The organism is Sphingomonas sp. S1-29 (assembly GCF_026167545.1).
In the GTDB taxonomy this organism is placed as follows: Bacteria; Pseudomonadota; Alphaproteobacteria; order Sphingomonadales; family Sphingomonadaceae; genus Sphingomonas.
In genome coordinates this window covers 2,914,018-2,926,548 of the sequence record NZ_CP110678.1, presented here as the reverse complement: position 1 = coordinate 2,926,548, position 12,531 = coordinate 2,914,018, and the positions used below count along the sequence as shown (strand labels likewise).

At 66.7% G+C, this 12,531-nt stretch carries 13 protein-coding genes; 9 read left to right on the top strand and 4 right to left on the bottom strand.

What is annotated here, in order from left to right; all coding sequences use genetic code 11:
- The first annotated feature begins 137 nt into the window (after window positions 1-137).
- From OKW76_RS13930 to OKW76_RS13895, 8 genes are all read left to right on the top strand, one after another.
- The gene (locus OKW76_RS13930) at window positions 138-704 is read left to right on the top strand and encodes a Uma2 family endonuclease (RefSeq protein WP_265549452.1); all 567 of its coding nucleotides are present in this window, start codon (window positions 138-140) and stop codon (window positions 702-704) included.
- 258 nt (window positions 705-962) lie between these two features.
- On the top strand, window positions 963-1,496 hold the full coding sequence (locus OKW76_RS13925) for a CarD family transcriptional regulator (RefSeq protein WP_256506478.1): 534 nt from the start codon (window positions 963-965) through the stop codon (window positions 1,494-1,496).
- Between the two features lie 73 nt (window positions 1,497-1,569).
- Complete coding sequence (locus OKW76_RS13920) at window positions 1,570-2,304, top strand: head GIN domain-containing protein (RefSeq protein ID WP_265549451.1); 735 nt, start codon at window positions 1,570-1,572, stop codon at window positions 2,302-2,304.
- A 40-nt stretch (window positions 2,305-2,344) separates the two neighbouring features.
- Window positions 2,345-3,043: a head GIN domain-containing protein gene (locus OKW76_RS13915; RefSeq protein ID WP_265549450.1), complete on the top strand. Its 699-nt coding sequence runs from the start codon at window positions 2,345-2,347 to the stop codon at window positions 3,041-3,043.
- A 221-nt stretch (window positions 3,044-3,264) separates the two neighbouring features.
- On the top strand, window positions 3,265-3,792 hold the full coding sequence (locus OKW76_RS13910) for a hypothetical protein (RefSeq protein WP_265549449.1): 528 nt from the start codon (window positions 3,265-3,267) through the stop codon (window positions 3,790-3,792).
- Entirely contained in the window at window positions 3,789-4,358 is a 570-nt protein-coding gene (locus OKW76_RS13905) for a hypothetical protein (RefSeq protein WP_265549448.1), read from the top strand. Before OKW76_RS13910 ends, OKW76_RS13905 begins: the two co-directional genes overlap by 4 nt.
- Window positions 4,359-4,752: 394 nt before the next feature.
- The gene (locus OKW76_RS13900; protein ID WP_265549447.1) at window positions 4,753-5,343 is read left to right on the top strand and encodes an NADPH-dependent FMN reductase; all 591 of its coding nucleotides are present in this window, start codon (window positions 4,753-4,755) and stop codon (window positions 5,341-5,343) included.
- A gap of 71 nt (window positions 5,344-5,414) precedes the next feature.
- The gene (locus OKW76_RS13895; RefSeq protein ID WP_265549446.1) at window positions 5,415-6,914 is read left to right on the top strand and encodes a S41 family peptidase; all 1,500 of its coding nucleotides are present in this window, start codon (window positions 5,415-5,417) and stop codon (window positions 6,912-6,914) included.
- Window positions 6,915-6,930: 16 nt separating this feature from the next.
- On the opposite strand, the gene pdeM is transcribed toward OKW76_RS13895, so the two are convergent.
- The 4 genes from pdeM to OKW76_RS13875 all read right to left on the bottom strand — a co-directional run bounded on the left by pdeM (window position 6,931) and on the right by OKW76_RS13875 (window position 11,324).
- Complete coding sequence (pdeM, locus tag OKW76_RS13890; RefSeq protein ID WP_265549445.1) at window positions 6,931-7,593, bottom strand: ligase-associated DNA damage response endonuclease PdeM; 663 nt, start codon at window positions 7,591-7,593, stop codon at window positions 6,931-6,933.
- A 41-nt stretch (window positions 7,594-7,634) separates the two neighbouring features.
- Window positions 7,635-8,612, bottom strand: coding sequence for a retropepsin-like aspartic protease (locus tag OKW76_RS13885; RefSeq protein ID WP_265549444.1), 978 nt, complete (start codon window positions 8,610-8,612; stop codon window positions 7,635-7,637).
- Between the two features lie 41 nt (window positions 8,613-8,653).
- On the bottom strand, window positions 8,654-11,068 hold the full coding sequence (locus OKW76_RS13880) for a ligase-associated DNA damage response DEXH box helicase (RefSeq protein ID WP_265549443.1): 2,415 nt from the start codon (window positions 11,066-11,068) through the stop codon (window positions 8,654-8,656).
- Between the two features lie 67 nt (window positions 11,069-11,135).
- Window positions 11,136-11,324 carry a hypothetical protein gene (locus OKW76_RS13875; RefSeq protein WP_265549442.1) on the bottom strand — a complete coding sequence of 63 codons (189 nt, stop codon included), beginning with the start codon at window positions 11,322-11,324 and terminating at the stop codon, window positions 11,136-11,138.
- An 82-nt stretch (window positions 11,325-11,406) separates the two neighbouring features.
- On the opposite strand from OKW76_RS13875, the gene OKW76_RS13870 reads away from it, so the two are divergent.
- Complete coding sequence (locus OKW76_RS13870; RefSeq protein ID WP_265549441.1) at window positions 11,407-12,402, top strand: ligase-associated DNA damage response exonuclease; 996 nt, start codon at window positions 11,407-11,409, stop codon at window positions 12,400-12,402.
- The last annotated feature ends 129 nt before the right edge of the window (window positions 12,403-12,531 follow it).

Below are 12,531 nucleotides of genomic sequence, written 5' to 3'. Positions count from 1 at the left end.
CCGCTCCCGACATGCGATGGGCATCCAGCCGGCCGGGCAGGGACCTCCCCGCTCGCCCGCCAAGGCACCGAACGACGAAGGGCCGGGGATCACTCCCCGGCCCTTTTTCGTGTCGGCGTGAAATGCTATGATCGGCCATGGCAAAAGTCGCGCTCGATCCCGCCTATCGCCGCATCGACGTCGACGAATTTCTGTCGATGCATTTCGGCGACGCGAAGGCCGAGCTCGAGGACGGCCTGATCTACATGATGACGGGTGGCAGCCAAGCGCATGCGCGTATTGCGGGCAACGTCTATTTTGCCCTGCGCCTCGCGCTCCGCGGAACGGGTTGCATGCCCTTCAACTCGGACTGTGCGGTCCAGACCGGTACGCAGACCATCCGCTATCCCGACGTCGCGGTCTACTGCGGCGACCCTGGACGCCCTGCCAATGATGGCAAGAAATTGCTCGGCGATCCGATGTTGATCGTCGAAGTGCTGTCGTCATCGACCGCCTCCTACGATCAGAGCGTCAAGCTGGCCGAATATCGCGAATTGCCTGGCACCACCGATATCCTGCTGGTCGATCCCCAACAGGAACGCGTGCGACACGTTCGCCGCACGGCGACCGGCTGGGTAGATGATTGGCTGCCCAGCGGCACCGATGTTGCGCTGCCCTCGCTCGCCACCACGCTGCCGCTTGCCCAGATTTTCGCGCGCGACTGACATCGTTTCCGCGCAACCATTGCGCGCCGTTGGTCCGGCACCGAATATCAATCGCTTTTGTGTCGTTTCTGCACCCCGCACCCTTCGTCACGCTGGTAATTTTGTTACGACTGTGTTAAATCATCGGCAACGAGGCTCAAAAGCCTCGCCCCTCGGAGACGCAAACTCATCGACCCGAACGTGCTCACGCGGCCAACAAGCCCGTTGCAGCCGCCCCGCCCCCCCCGGTTCGATGGTCCACGGAAAGGTTTCGTATCAATGGCTGCCAAGGCGCTGTCCTTCGACGTCGGTGATTATGTCGTTTATCCAAAGCACGGCGTCGGCCGTGTGATCGAACTGCAAAAGCAGGAAATCGCAGGCATGCAGCTCGAGCTGTACGTGCTGCGCTTCGAAAAGGAGCGCATGACGCTGCGCGTTCCTACCAACAAGGCCGAGAGCGTCGGCATGCGCAAGCTGTCGAGCGACAAGACGCTGCGCGAGGCGATGGAAACGCTCAAGGGCAAGCCCAAGGTCAAGCGCACCATGTGGTCGCGCCGCGCGCAGGAATATGAAGCCAAGATCAATTCGGGCGACCTGGTGTCGATCGCCGAAGTGGTCCGCGACCTGTTCCGTGCCGATGACCAGCCCGAGCAAAGCTATTCGGAGCGCCAAATCTTCGAAGCCGCCGCCAGCCGCCTCGCGCGCGAACTCGCCGCGATGGAAGAGGTCGACGAGCCCAAGGCGCTCGAGAAAATCCTCGACGTGCTGCGCGCAGCGGCTGCGATCTACAACAAGGACAAGGCCGAGGCCTGATCCCGTCCGCCACTTGCCTTTGCGATCAGCTACTGTATTATTTTACTAATACAGCAGCTGATCGGAGGCAGGGATGGACGACGGTTTGACAGCAGCGTTGGCGGCCCTGATGCTTGCCGCCTGTTCGGGCGGCAGCGTCGACGGCGATGACGGTGAAGCCGCGGGCCCACAGGCACAGCGCAGCTTCACCTTGTCGGGGTTCGACAAGGTCGATCTCGCCGGCCCCGACAATGTCCGCGTGATGACCGGCAGCGCCTTTTCGGTGCGCGCCGAAGGTCCGCAGGACGTGATCGACAAGCTGAAGCTCGAAGTCGTCGACGGCACGTTGCGCGTCGGGCGCGAGCGCAGCTCGAACTGGAAATGGGGCCGCAACCCGCGCGCCACCGTCACCGTCACCTTGCCCAACGCCACCGGCGCGAGCGTCAGCGGCGCGGGCGGCCTCACCCTCGACCGCGGCACCGGCGATTTCACCGCGACGATCAGTGGTGCGGGCGATCTCGCGGTCGGACGGATCGACGGCGGCAACGTCACGCTCAAGCTGTCAGGCACCGGCGATATCGCCGCAGCGGGCGTCGCACGCACGCTCAACGCCAGCGTATCGGGCGCGGGGAGCATCCGTGCCGAGGAACTCGTGGCGCGCCAGGGCAAGGTGAGCCTGTCGGGGGTCGGCGATGTCGCGGTGCGGATCGATGGCCCCGCACAGGTATCGGTATCGGGCGTCGGATCGGCACGCCTCGGTCCAAATTCGGTGTGCACCACGCGCAAGAGCGGCGTCGGCAGCGTCGAGTGCGGTAGCGGCGGTCGCTGACCCTCTTGCGCGGAACCGTGCGGCGGTGCCAGTTGCGCCGATGAACCACATCCTGCTCGCCGCCGCCTTGCTGTCGACCTTGCCAGCGCCCGCGCATGCCGAGGATAGGCGGGTCATGGTCACGGGGTTCGACTCGATCCGCGTCGAGGGCCCCTTCGATGTCGAGCTGCGAACCGGAGGCGCTACCGGCGCGACGATCAGCGGCGAAGCCCGCACGCTCGACGGCGTCGCGGTCCGTGTCGAAGACCGGGTGCTGGTGGTCAGCGCCAATCCCAATGGCTGGGGCGGCTGGCCCGATGCGCGCGCCGCGACGCCGCGGATCGTCGCCACCGCGCCCGCGATCCGCAGCGCGACGCTGGTCGGCAACGGCCGGCTGGCGATCGATCGCATGGCAAGCCAGCAGGTGACGATCGACATGTCGGGATCGGGGTCGTTGCGCGTCGCCGCGATCGCCGCCGACGAATTCCGCGCGACGCTCACCGGCGCCGGATCGCTCGAGGTACGCGGCACCACCGCACGCGCGCGCTTCGCATCGAACGGCGCCAACCGGATCGACGCCGCGGGCCTCGCGGTGCGCGATCTGACGGTGCTTTCGCAAAGCCCGAGCGAAAGCAGCTTTGCGGCGAGCGAGACCGCCAACGTCACCGCCGCGGGGCTGGGTCAGGTCACCGTATCGGGCAAAGCCGCCTGCACCGTTGCGGGCCCGGGCCCCGTCATCTGCGGCAATCGCACCCAGTAGGCGTTGATACCGACCAACAGACGTATCGGCACCCGCCCGCCGCCTCCCCACTTATTGGGCGAGTGTCGCGGTGGCACTTGGCTTTTGATACGGCGTTCCCCTCTGTCGTCACGTCTTTGGCCTCGTATTCCCGCAGAACCGTCGCCGCGGCGCTCACCCTATTCGACCCGCGGATGACGAAGTGGTTGAGGCGCGGCACCGCCTCGCCCATAAGGCTGCGCATGCAGCGTATCCTTGCCTTGTTCGTCCCGCTCGCGCTTCTGGCCGGGTGCGTGTCCCCTTCACGCCCCGCGCCGCAAGCGCCGCCGCCCCCGCGCCCCGTGCCGGTGCCGCCCCCCGCCCCCACCCCGCCGCCCGCGAGCAGCGACTGGCGCGACTGGCCGCTGACCGCTGGAACATGGTCGTACAGCCGAGACGCGCAGGGATCGATCGCGCGCTTCGGGCAGCCGGGCGCCGAACCCGAACTCAGCCTGCGCTGCGATCGTAGCGCGGGCGCGCTCGTCCTGTCGCGCCGCGGTACCGCGCCTGGCAACGCGGCGATGACGGTCCGCACCAACACCAGCACCCGCGCCCTGCCGAGCACCGCGACCGCTGGCGCCATGACGGTCCGCCTGCCCGTGCGCGACGCGCTGATCGATGCGATGGGTTTCAGCCGCGGTCGCTTCGTCGTCGAGCTTCGACCACTGCCGGTACTGGTGGTGCCCACCTGGGCCGAATTCCTTCGCGTCGCCGAGGATTGCCGCGGATGATAAGTTCGCGGGCGAGCAGGCGCACCCTGACGCTCGCGGCGCTTCTGGTGGTGGCGGGCTGCAAGGCCGAACCAACGCCGGCCCCAGCACCGGCGCAACCCGATGCCGAGGCGACCCCCGAAATCGCCACCGCGCCCCCGCCTCCCGCGTCGAGCGTAGCGGGCGCGCTGCCCACCCCCGAACTCGATAATGTCGGGACCGCGCTCGGCCGCTGGGTGCTGCGCGATGGCAGCGCGATGTTCGGTCCGCCCGATGCGCCCGCCTATTTCATCCTGTCATGCGATCGCGACGCAAGGCGGGTGAAGATGGCGCGCACCGATCGCCGCGGCGACGTCAGCCGCATCCAGATCGTGACCCCCAGCGCCGCCGCAACGATGTCCGCTACGGTCGAGCCCGGTCCGCCGCGCATGGTCACCGGCAGCTTGAGCGCCGACGACGTGTTCTTTGGCGCATTGCTTGCCACCGACGACCGGTTCGGGGTGCGGATCGACCAGGATCGCACGCTGGCGATGACGATGGCGTCCGAGGTCCGTACGGTGATCGAGGGATGCCGCCGCCCGGTTTGAGGCGTTTGCGGCAGGCGGGAGAGAATCGTCCAATTCGCTGTGCATTACAAGACTTGTTCTGCGCTCTGCGATGATTCACAACGTGATTCGTGCCGCAGGGCACGACCATTTTTCAACTAGCGAAAGGAGGTGATCCGATGTCTCATGGTTCAGCAAAGGGGTCGGTTCAGTTCGTTGGGGAGACGCGCCGCTAAGCTTCGGCAGCCGAGGGCGGGGGCGCTATTGCCCCATCCAACGCCTTCCTGACCGCAAGTGCGCGGCTCGCATGGTCTCCCACGCTGGAACTTCCGGCCGCTGACCATGTCCGAGGCTGTCGGGTCCGTACACCGGGTCCGGCAGCCTCTTTCATGTCCACTGCATGGCGCGCGCCGGGCGTGCCCCGAAAGCAATCGCAATGCCGCACCGTATTCTCGTCTTCTACGGCTCCTATCGCCGCGATCGCCAGGGTATCCGGCTCGCGCACTATCTGGTCGAGGCGCTGGCGGCGCGTGGCGACGATGTCGAGTTGATCGACGCCAAGGCGGTCGGGCTGCCGATGCTCGATCGGATGTTCAAGGAATATCCCGAGGGCGAGGCACCCGCGAACCTAGCGACGCTCGCCGACAAGATCCGCACCGCCGACGGCTTTGTCTTCGTCGCGGGCGAATATAATTGGGGCATGCAGCCCGGCCTCAAGAACCTCACCGACCATTTCCTCGAAGAATGGTTCTGGCGCCCCGCGGCGATTGCCAGCTATTCGGCGGGCCGGCTGGGCGGGGCGCGCGCGAATTCGGCCTGGCACGCGACACTCGCCGAAATGGGGATGGCGGTGATTTCGAGCACGCTCACCGTCGGCGGTATCGGCCAGGCGCTCGATGCCGACGGCCAGCCGACCGGCGACGGCGGCCAGGCGCTCGCTAAGGCGTTCCCGCGCTTCGCCGACGATCTGCGCTGGTGGATCGAGGCGGCGGGTGCGCAGCGCGAGCGACGCGCGCCGCCCTATTGAACCCCATTTGCCGCTTGCCGGGCGCATGACGCGCTGACATGCTCTCCGCATCCTCGTGAGGGCGTAAGTTTATGCGTAAGAACTCGGTTCGGCATCGCACATTGTCGGCGGTGGTGGCGTCGGCGATGTTGCTGGCGGCATGCGGCGGCGGAGGGTCGGGATCGATCGCGGTCCAGCCAGGCGGCGGCAATACCGGCGGCACGCCATCACCCACCCCAACCCCGCCGGCGACCGGCACGTGCGCATTGGGTGCCCGCCAGAGCTGGGTGCTCGCGCAGATGCGCGAATGGTATCTGTTCCCCGAAACGCTGCCCGCCGCGCTAGACCCCGCGGGCTTTTCGACGCTCGACACCTATGTCGACGGACTGACCGCAACCGCACGGACGCAGGGTCGCGACCGGTTCTTCACCTATGTCACCTCGATCGCCGAGGAGAACGCCTTCAACAGCTCGGGCGCCACCGCAGGCTTCGGCTTCCGCCTCGCGGTCAATGCATCGAACCAGCTGGTGGTGAGCGAATCGTTCGAAGACGCGCCGGCGCTGGCAGCAGGGATCGACCGCGGTACCCAGATCATCGGCATCGGCACCACGACCGCGGACGTTCGCACGGTGCAGGACATTGTGAATAGCGGAGGCAATGCCGCGCTCACCAATGCGTTCGGCCCCGACACCCCGGGCACTACCCGCGTGCTGCGCGTTCGCGGCCTCGACGGGTTCCAGCGCGACGTCTCGGTCGCCAAGGCGAACTTCAACCTGTCGCCGGTGTCGTCACGCTACGGCGCACGCGTGATCGACAATGGCGGCCAGCGCGTCGGCTATCTCAACCTGCGCACCTTCATTCTGTCGGCCGATCCGCAAATGCGCGAAGCCTTTGCGCGCTTCCGCGCCGAGGGGATCACCAATCTGATCGTTGATGTCCGCTATAATGGCGGCGGGTTGCTCAGCACTGCCGAACTGCTCGGCGACTTGATGGGCGGCGACCGGACCCCGTCGCAGATCTTCAGCACCCTGCGCTTCCGCCCCGAAAAGACCGCCGAGAACCGAACCAAATTCTTCGCGCAGCAACCGCAGACGATCGCGCCGATGCGAGTCGCCTTCATCGGCACCGGCGGTTCGGCATCGGCAAGCGAGCTGATCGTCAATGCCTTCATCCCCTATCTGAACAACCGCGCCGCGCTGATCGGCACCAACACCTTCGGCAAGCCCGTCGGCCAGATCGCGCTCGACCGCGCCGAATGCGACGATCGGTTGCGCGTCGTCGCGTTCGCGACGGTCAATGCCGACAACCAAGGCGACTATTATGGCGGGCTGGCCTCCACCGTTCGCGCGAGCTGCCAGGCGAGCGACGACTTGAACTTCCCGATGGGCGATCCGCGCGAGCAATCGACCGCGCGCGCGCTCGATTTCCTCGCCGGTCGCAGCTGTACGCCGATCGCCGGCACCCAGGCCGCGGCGACGATGCCGGGGCAAACCGCGGGCAGGAATGCGGGTCAGTCGGTCGCACAAGGCCAGGAACTCCTGGTGCCGCTGCGCCCGACGCCGATGCAGCGCGAGGTGCCGGGCGCTTTCTAAAGCCGCCCCGCGCAACTCAGGCCGCGAGCGCGAACCGCAACATGCGATCGGGGAGCGGCACCAACGCCTGCGCCCCCGGGCCAACCGCGCGAACGATCTCCGGATGCGTCGCGTCGAGCCCGCCGGTCAGCGCGCCGAACGCGGGCAGGATCAGCTTGGTCGGGGTCGCGACGAAACAGCGCCGCGCGATGTTGCGCCCCCGTACCGTGACGCGCAGCTTCGGATGGAAATGCCCCGACATTTCGGGACGCGCCTCGCCCGCCTCGGCCTCGTGGCGAAGCACCACCCCGTCGACGACGGCTTCGGCGAGGACCTCGCCGCCGCAGCGATCGATCATCCCGGCATCGTGATTGCCGGTGATCCACACCCAGCGCCGCCCGCCGACCAATGATCGCAACCCATCCTGTACCGTAGCAGGCAAACGATCGCAGCCCGCTGCATCGTGAAAGCTGTCGCCCAGGCACCAGATCTCGCGCGGGTCGCAACGTGTGACCGCCGCCTGCAACCGGTCGAGCGTTTCCATCGAATCATAGGGGGGCAGCATCTGGCCGTGCGACGCGAACCAGCTCGCCTTTTCGAAATGCAGATCGGCGACCAGCATCGCGCGGCGAGCGGGCCAGAACAGCGCGCCATCGGCCAAGGCGGCAAAGTCATGCCCAGCGAACGAAAAGGGAACCATAGCCCCGCCTATGCCGCGTCGGGCAGACGCGTGCAACCGGTTCACGGCATCCGCGTGCCGGTGAGCGAGGCGGTACGGAAGCTTTGGCGCGGCAGCAGGAAGCGGACTTCGCGATTGGCGAAGTCGATCCGCACCTTGCGAAACAGCCGCATCGCATCCATCCCCAGGAACAAGGCCGGGCGATCGTCGAGCCCCAGCCGCCGGAACGGCGCGACATCGGCGAACGCGATCCCCAGATGCTGAAACTCGGCACCGCCGATCGTGATCCGCGGTACCTGGTGATGCTCGACCATCAGCACGTCGCCGGTGACGCTCGTCAACTCCACCGGGCGCAGCGGGGTCGATCGCTTGCGCACTAGGTCGAGCAGCTTGGCGTTGCCGATGCTCACGCTGGTGCCGGTATCGAGGATCACCGCGATCCGCTTGCCGGCGTAGGACGCATCGGACACGATCAGCCGGCCCGCCAGCGTCTTGGCGCGAACGACGATTTCGCCCGGGTTCGAGGCACGGCGGCGGCGAAACGCCTTGGCGACGTGCATCTCGTTCGCCTCGAAATCGATCTGCACCGCGCTGCCGGCAAGCGAATCGATCCCGACCAGCCCGTCGGCGCCCAGATGCGCACGATCCAGCGAGGGCGCCTCGATCCGCAGCCCGCGCGGCACCGCGTCGATCTCGAGCGAGGGGATCAGCACCGTCGCGGCTGGGCTGCTACCCGTCATCGCCGCGATATTGACGGTGCGTCCCGCCGCCAGCCCCAGCATCCCCGCCACCTGGTGCGCGATGACGGTGCGCTCGGCGCCGGTGTCGATGATGAAGCGATAGGGGCCGCTGCCGTTGAGCCGCACCGGCACGCTCATTCGCTCGTCATAATCGGTGAAGGCGAGCACCGCAGCGAGCGGATCGACCGGGGGTTCGGCAAGCGGATCGGTGGGCTCGGCGACGACCGGCGTCGGCACTTCCTGCGCAGCAACCGGGCACGCGATCAGGGTACAGGCCCAAAGGGCAAAGGTACGCAGCATCGGCGCAGCATACGCCTCAGCGGGCGCGTCAACAATCGGATTCAATCGGCGCGCATCGCCTCGGCCGCCAGCACTTCGGCCTCTTCGAGCAGCGCGTCGTCGGCGCTACCTTGGGCCACGCTTTCGCGGCCAATCAGCACCAGCACCGGCACCGCGAGCGGGCTCACGCGATCGAGCTCGACATGCAGCATCGTCGCAGCCGCCCGGTCGAGCAGGCTGGCCAGCCGCCCAACATCGGTCATCCGCGCGCGCGCATCGTCCCACGCCGCCTGGAGCAGCAAATGCCCGGGCTCGTATTTGCGCAGCACGTCGTAGATCAGGTCGGTCGAGAAGGTCACCTGCTTGCCGGTTTTCTTCTTGCCCGGAATTTGCCGTTCGACCAGCCCGCCGATCACCGCAACTTCGCGAAAAGCGCGCTTGAGCAGCGCCGAACCCTGCACCCATTCGACAAATTCATGCTCGAGGATGTCGGGGGAGAACAAAGCCGCAGGATCGGTGATCGGCTCTAACCCATAGCAGGCCAACGCATAATCGTTCGACACGAACCCGATCGGCTTCAGCCCCAACTGCTCCATCCGCCGTGTCACCAGCATCCCCAGCGACTGGTGCGCGTTCCATCCCTCGAAGCTGTACATCACCATGTAGTGCCTCCCCTCGCGCGGGAAGGTCTCGACCAGCAGCTCGCCGGGCTTGGGCAATACCGATCGGTTGCCCTGCATCTCCAGCCATTCGCGCACGTCGGGGGGGAAATCGTGCCAGGCGCTGCGATCGTTGAGATAGGTGCGCACCCGATGCGCCAAATTGGTCGACAGCGGCAGCCGTGCACCGACATAGCTCGGGATCCGCGCGGGCCGCGAGGTCGCACGCACGACCAGATCGAGCTGATCGATCTTTTCGACCTCCAGGCTCATGCCGGCGAAGAAAAACGTATCGCCCGGCGACAAGGTAGAGGCGAAATATTCCTCGACCGTTCCCAGCTTGCGCCCGTTCCTGAAGCGTACTTCGAGCGTCGCGGCATCGACGATGATCCCCGCATTCAGCCGATGCTGGGTCACGAAGCGCGGATGCGCCACCCGCCACAATCCGTCCGGCCCCTTCGCCAGCCGCTTGAACCGATCATAGGCCTTCAGTGCATAGCCCCCATCAGCGATGAATTGCAGCACACGCTCAAACACCTCGTCGGTCAGCGCCGAATAAGGCAACGCCCCGCGCACTTCGTGCAGCATGACCGCAGCATCGAACGGCGCGGCGCACGCACACGCCATCAAATGCTGCGCCAGCACGTCGAGCGCGCCGGGGCGGAAGATGTCAGGATCAAGCTCGCCAGCATGTACCGCGTCGAGCGCGGCGCGCGCTTCGAGATATTCGAAGCGGTTGCCGGGAACCAGAATGGCCTTGGACGGCTCGTCGAGCCGGTGATTGGCGCGGCCGATCCGCTGGAGCAGCCGCGACGATCCCTTGGGCGCGCCCATCTGGATCACGCAATCGACATCGCCCCAATCAACGCCCAGGTCCAGGCTGGCGGTGGCGACCAGCGCGCGCAGCCGTCCGTCTGCCATCGCCGATTCGACCTTGCGCCGCGCCTCACGCGACAGGCTGCCGTGATGCACCCCCATCGGCAGATTGGCGTCGTTGACCTTCCACAAATCCTGAAAGATCAGCTCGGCCAGCCCGCGCGTATTGCTGAACACGATCGTGGTGCGATGCTGCGCGATCGCCGCCATCACCTGCGGCGCGGCATAGCGCCCCGAATGGCCCGACCACGGCACCCGCCCCTGTGGCAGCAGGATGGCGATATCGGGATCGGCCCCCGCCTCGCCCTGCACCAGTTCGACGGTGTCGATATCGCCATCGGGTGCCAACCAAGCGCGATAGCCATCGGCATCGGCTACAGTCGCCGACAGCGCGACCCGGCGCATCGCAGGCGCTATCGCCTGTAGCCGTGCCATCCCCAGCGACAGCAGATCGCCGCGCTTGCCGGTGGCAAAGGCGTGGACTTCATCGACCACCACGCAGCGTATCCCGGCGAACATCGTGAAGCTGTCGGGATAGCTCAGCAACAGGCTCAGCGATTCAGGCGTGGTCAGCAAAATGTTGGGTGGCTTGGCGCGCTGCCGCGCCTTGCGGTCGGACGGCGTGTCGCCGGTGCGTGCCTCGACGGTGATCGACAGCCCCATCTCGGCAATCGGGGTAAGCAGGTTGCGCTGCACGTCGATCGCCAGCGCCTTGAGCGGCGAAATATAGAGGGTGTGGATGCCCTCGTGCGGGCGCTCGATCAGCGCGGTCAGCGTCGGCAGGAACCCCGACAGCGTTTTGCCCGCGCCCGTAGCGGCGATCAGCAGGGCGTGACGCCCCGCGCGCGCTGCACCCAGCATATCGAGCTGGTGCCGGCGCGGTTGCCAGCCACGCGCAGCAAACCAGTCGGTAAGCTGCGCGGGTAGATTGGCGGCGGTCATGCCACGCTCAATCCGGCATCGCGGCGCGCCGGGCAACCGCGAATGCCGGCGTCACGCAACCAGTGCCTCAACGTTCGTCGGCGGCCTTGTCGGCTTTTTCCTGCTCGTCGTAATTGCGGCGCGTCGCTTCCTCGGTCGCCTGGACTTCGCGCGCGGTGCCGCGATTGTTGCGCATCGCCCAGACGATCGCGATCACCAGGATGATCGGCCCGATGATCGTGAGCGCGCCCCAAACCGAGCTAAAATCGAACGACATGCTATTCTCCTTCGCCTGCCCAACGACGGCGAAACGCGTTCGATCCAATTGCATGGCGCCGCCGCGCCACCACATGGAACCGATGAGCCCAGGCCGATGGATCGAACCCAAGCCCGAGGGCATCTATATTCCCGCGGCCGATGCCTGGGTCGATCCCTCGCAACCCAAGCCGCGCGCGCTGGTGACGCATGGCCATGCCGATCACGCGCGCGGCGGACATGGCGCAGTGTGGGCGACCCCCGAGACGCTGGCGATCATGGACGTGCGCTATGGGCAGCAGGCCGGGCACCCCGTCGCCTATGGCCAGACGCTGCGGCTGGGCGAGGTCGACATCTCGTTCGTTCCCGCAGGGCATGTGCTGGGATCGGCGCAGATCGTGCTCGACCATGCGGGCGAGCGCGTGGTGGTCTCGGGCGACTATAAGCGCCGCGAAGACCCCACCTGCGCGGCGTTCGAGCCGGTCAAATGCGACGTCTTCATCACCGAGGCGACCTTCGGCCTGCCGGTGTTCCGCCATCCGCACACACATGACGAGATGGACAAATTGCTGGCTGCGTTGCGCGCCGAACCCGATCGCTGCGTGCTGGTCGGCGCCTATGCACTGGGCAAGGCGCAGCGGGTGATTCGCGAGCTGCGCGTGCTGGGGTTCACCGATCCAATCTATCTGCACGGCGCGCTGCAACGCCTGTGCGACCTGTATGTGGCGCACGGCGTCGATCTGGGCGAACTGCGCCCCGCCGCCGGCGTGCCAAAGGCCGAGCTTGCCGGGCGGATCGTGATGGCACCGCCATCGGCGCTCAACGATCGCTGGTCGCGGCGGCTGCCCGATCCGATCACCGCGATGGCATCGGGCTGGATGCGCGTGCGCCAGCGTGCGCGCCAGCGGCAGGTCGAGCTGCCGATCATCCTGTCGGACCATGCCGATTGGGACGAGCTGACCGCGACGATCCTGGAAATTGCCCCGCGTGAAGTATGGGTGACGCATGGCCGCGAGGACGCGTTGGTCCACTGGTGCGCCCAGCGCCAGATCAAGGCGCGCGCGCTCGACCTGCTGGGCTTCGAAGACGAGGACGACTGAGCGGCGGATTAGTGGGCAATGTCATTGCCCGCTCGATCACCGTTCGTTTCGAGCGAAGTCGAGAAACCGCGCGGACGTACCCGGCCAGCGTTTCTCGACTTCGCTCGAAACGAACGGTGACAGGGTACC

Coding starts and splice junctions, on each gene's coding strand:
- OKW76_RS13875 (WP_265549442.1), bottom strand. CDS start 11,324: ATGTCGTTCGATTTTAGCTCGGTTTGGGGCGCGCTCACGATCATCGGG.
- OKW76_RS13900 (WP_265549447.1), top strand. CDS start 4,753: ATGCCGCACCGTATTCTCGTCTTCTACGGCTCCTATCGCCGCGATCGC.
- OKW76_RS13905 (WP_265549448.1), top strand. CDS start 3,789: ATGATAAGTTCGCGGGCGAGCAGGCGCACCCTGACGCTCGCGGCGCTT.
- OKW76_RS13880 (WP_265549443.1), bottom strand. CDS start 11,068: ATGACCGCCGCCAATCTACCCGCGCAGCTTACCGACTGGTTTGCTGCG.
- OKW76_RS13870 (WP_265549441.1), top strand. CDS start 11,407: ATGAGCCCAGGCCGATGGATCGAACCCAAGCCCGAGGGCATCTATATT.
- OKW76_RS13925 (WP_256506478.1), top strand. CDS start 963: ATGGCTGCCAAGGCGCTGTCCTTCGACGTCGGTGATTATGTCGTTTAT.
- OKW76_RS13895 (WP_265549446.1), top strand. CDS start 5,415: ATGCGTAAGAACTCGGTTCGGCATCGCACATTGTCGGCGGTGGTGGCG.
- pdeM (WP_265549445.1), bottom strand. CDS start 7,593: ATGGTTCCCTTTTCGTTCGCTGGGCATGACTTTGCCGCCTTGGCCGAT.
- OKW76_RS13930 (WP_265549452.1), top strand. CDS start 138: ATGGCAAAAGTCGCGCTCGATCCCGCCTATCGCCGCATCGACGTCGAC.
- OKW76_RS13885 (WP_265549444.1), bottom strand. CDS start 8,612: ATGCTGCGTACCTTTGCCCTTTGGGCCTGTACCCTGATCGCGTGCCCG.
- OKW76_RS13915 (WP_265549450.1), top strand. CDS start 2,345: ATGAACCACATCCTGCTCGCCGCCGCCTTGCTGTCGACCTTGCCAGCG.
- OKW76_RS13920 (WP_265549451.1), top strand. CDS start 1,570: ATGGACGACGGTTTGACAGCAGCGTTGGCGGCCCTGATGCTTGCCGCC.
- OKW76_RS13910 (WP_265549449.1), top strand. CDS start 3,265: ATGCAGCGTATCCTTGCCTTGTTCGTCCCGCTCGCGCTTCTGGCCGGG.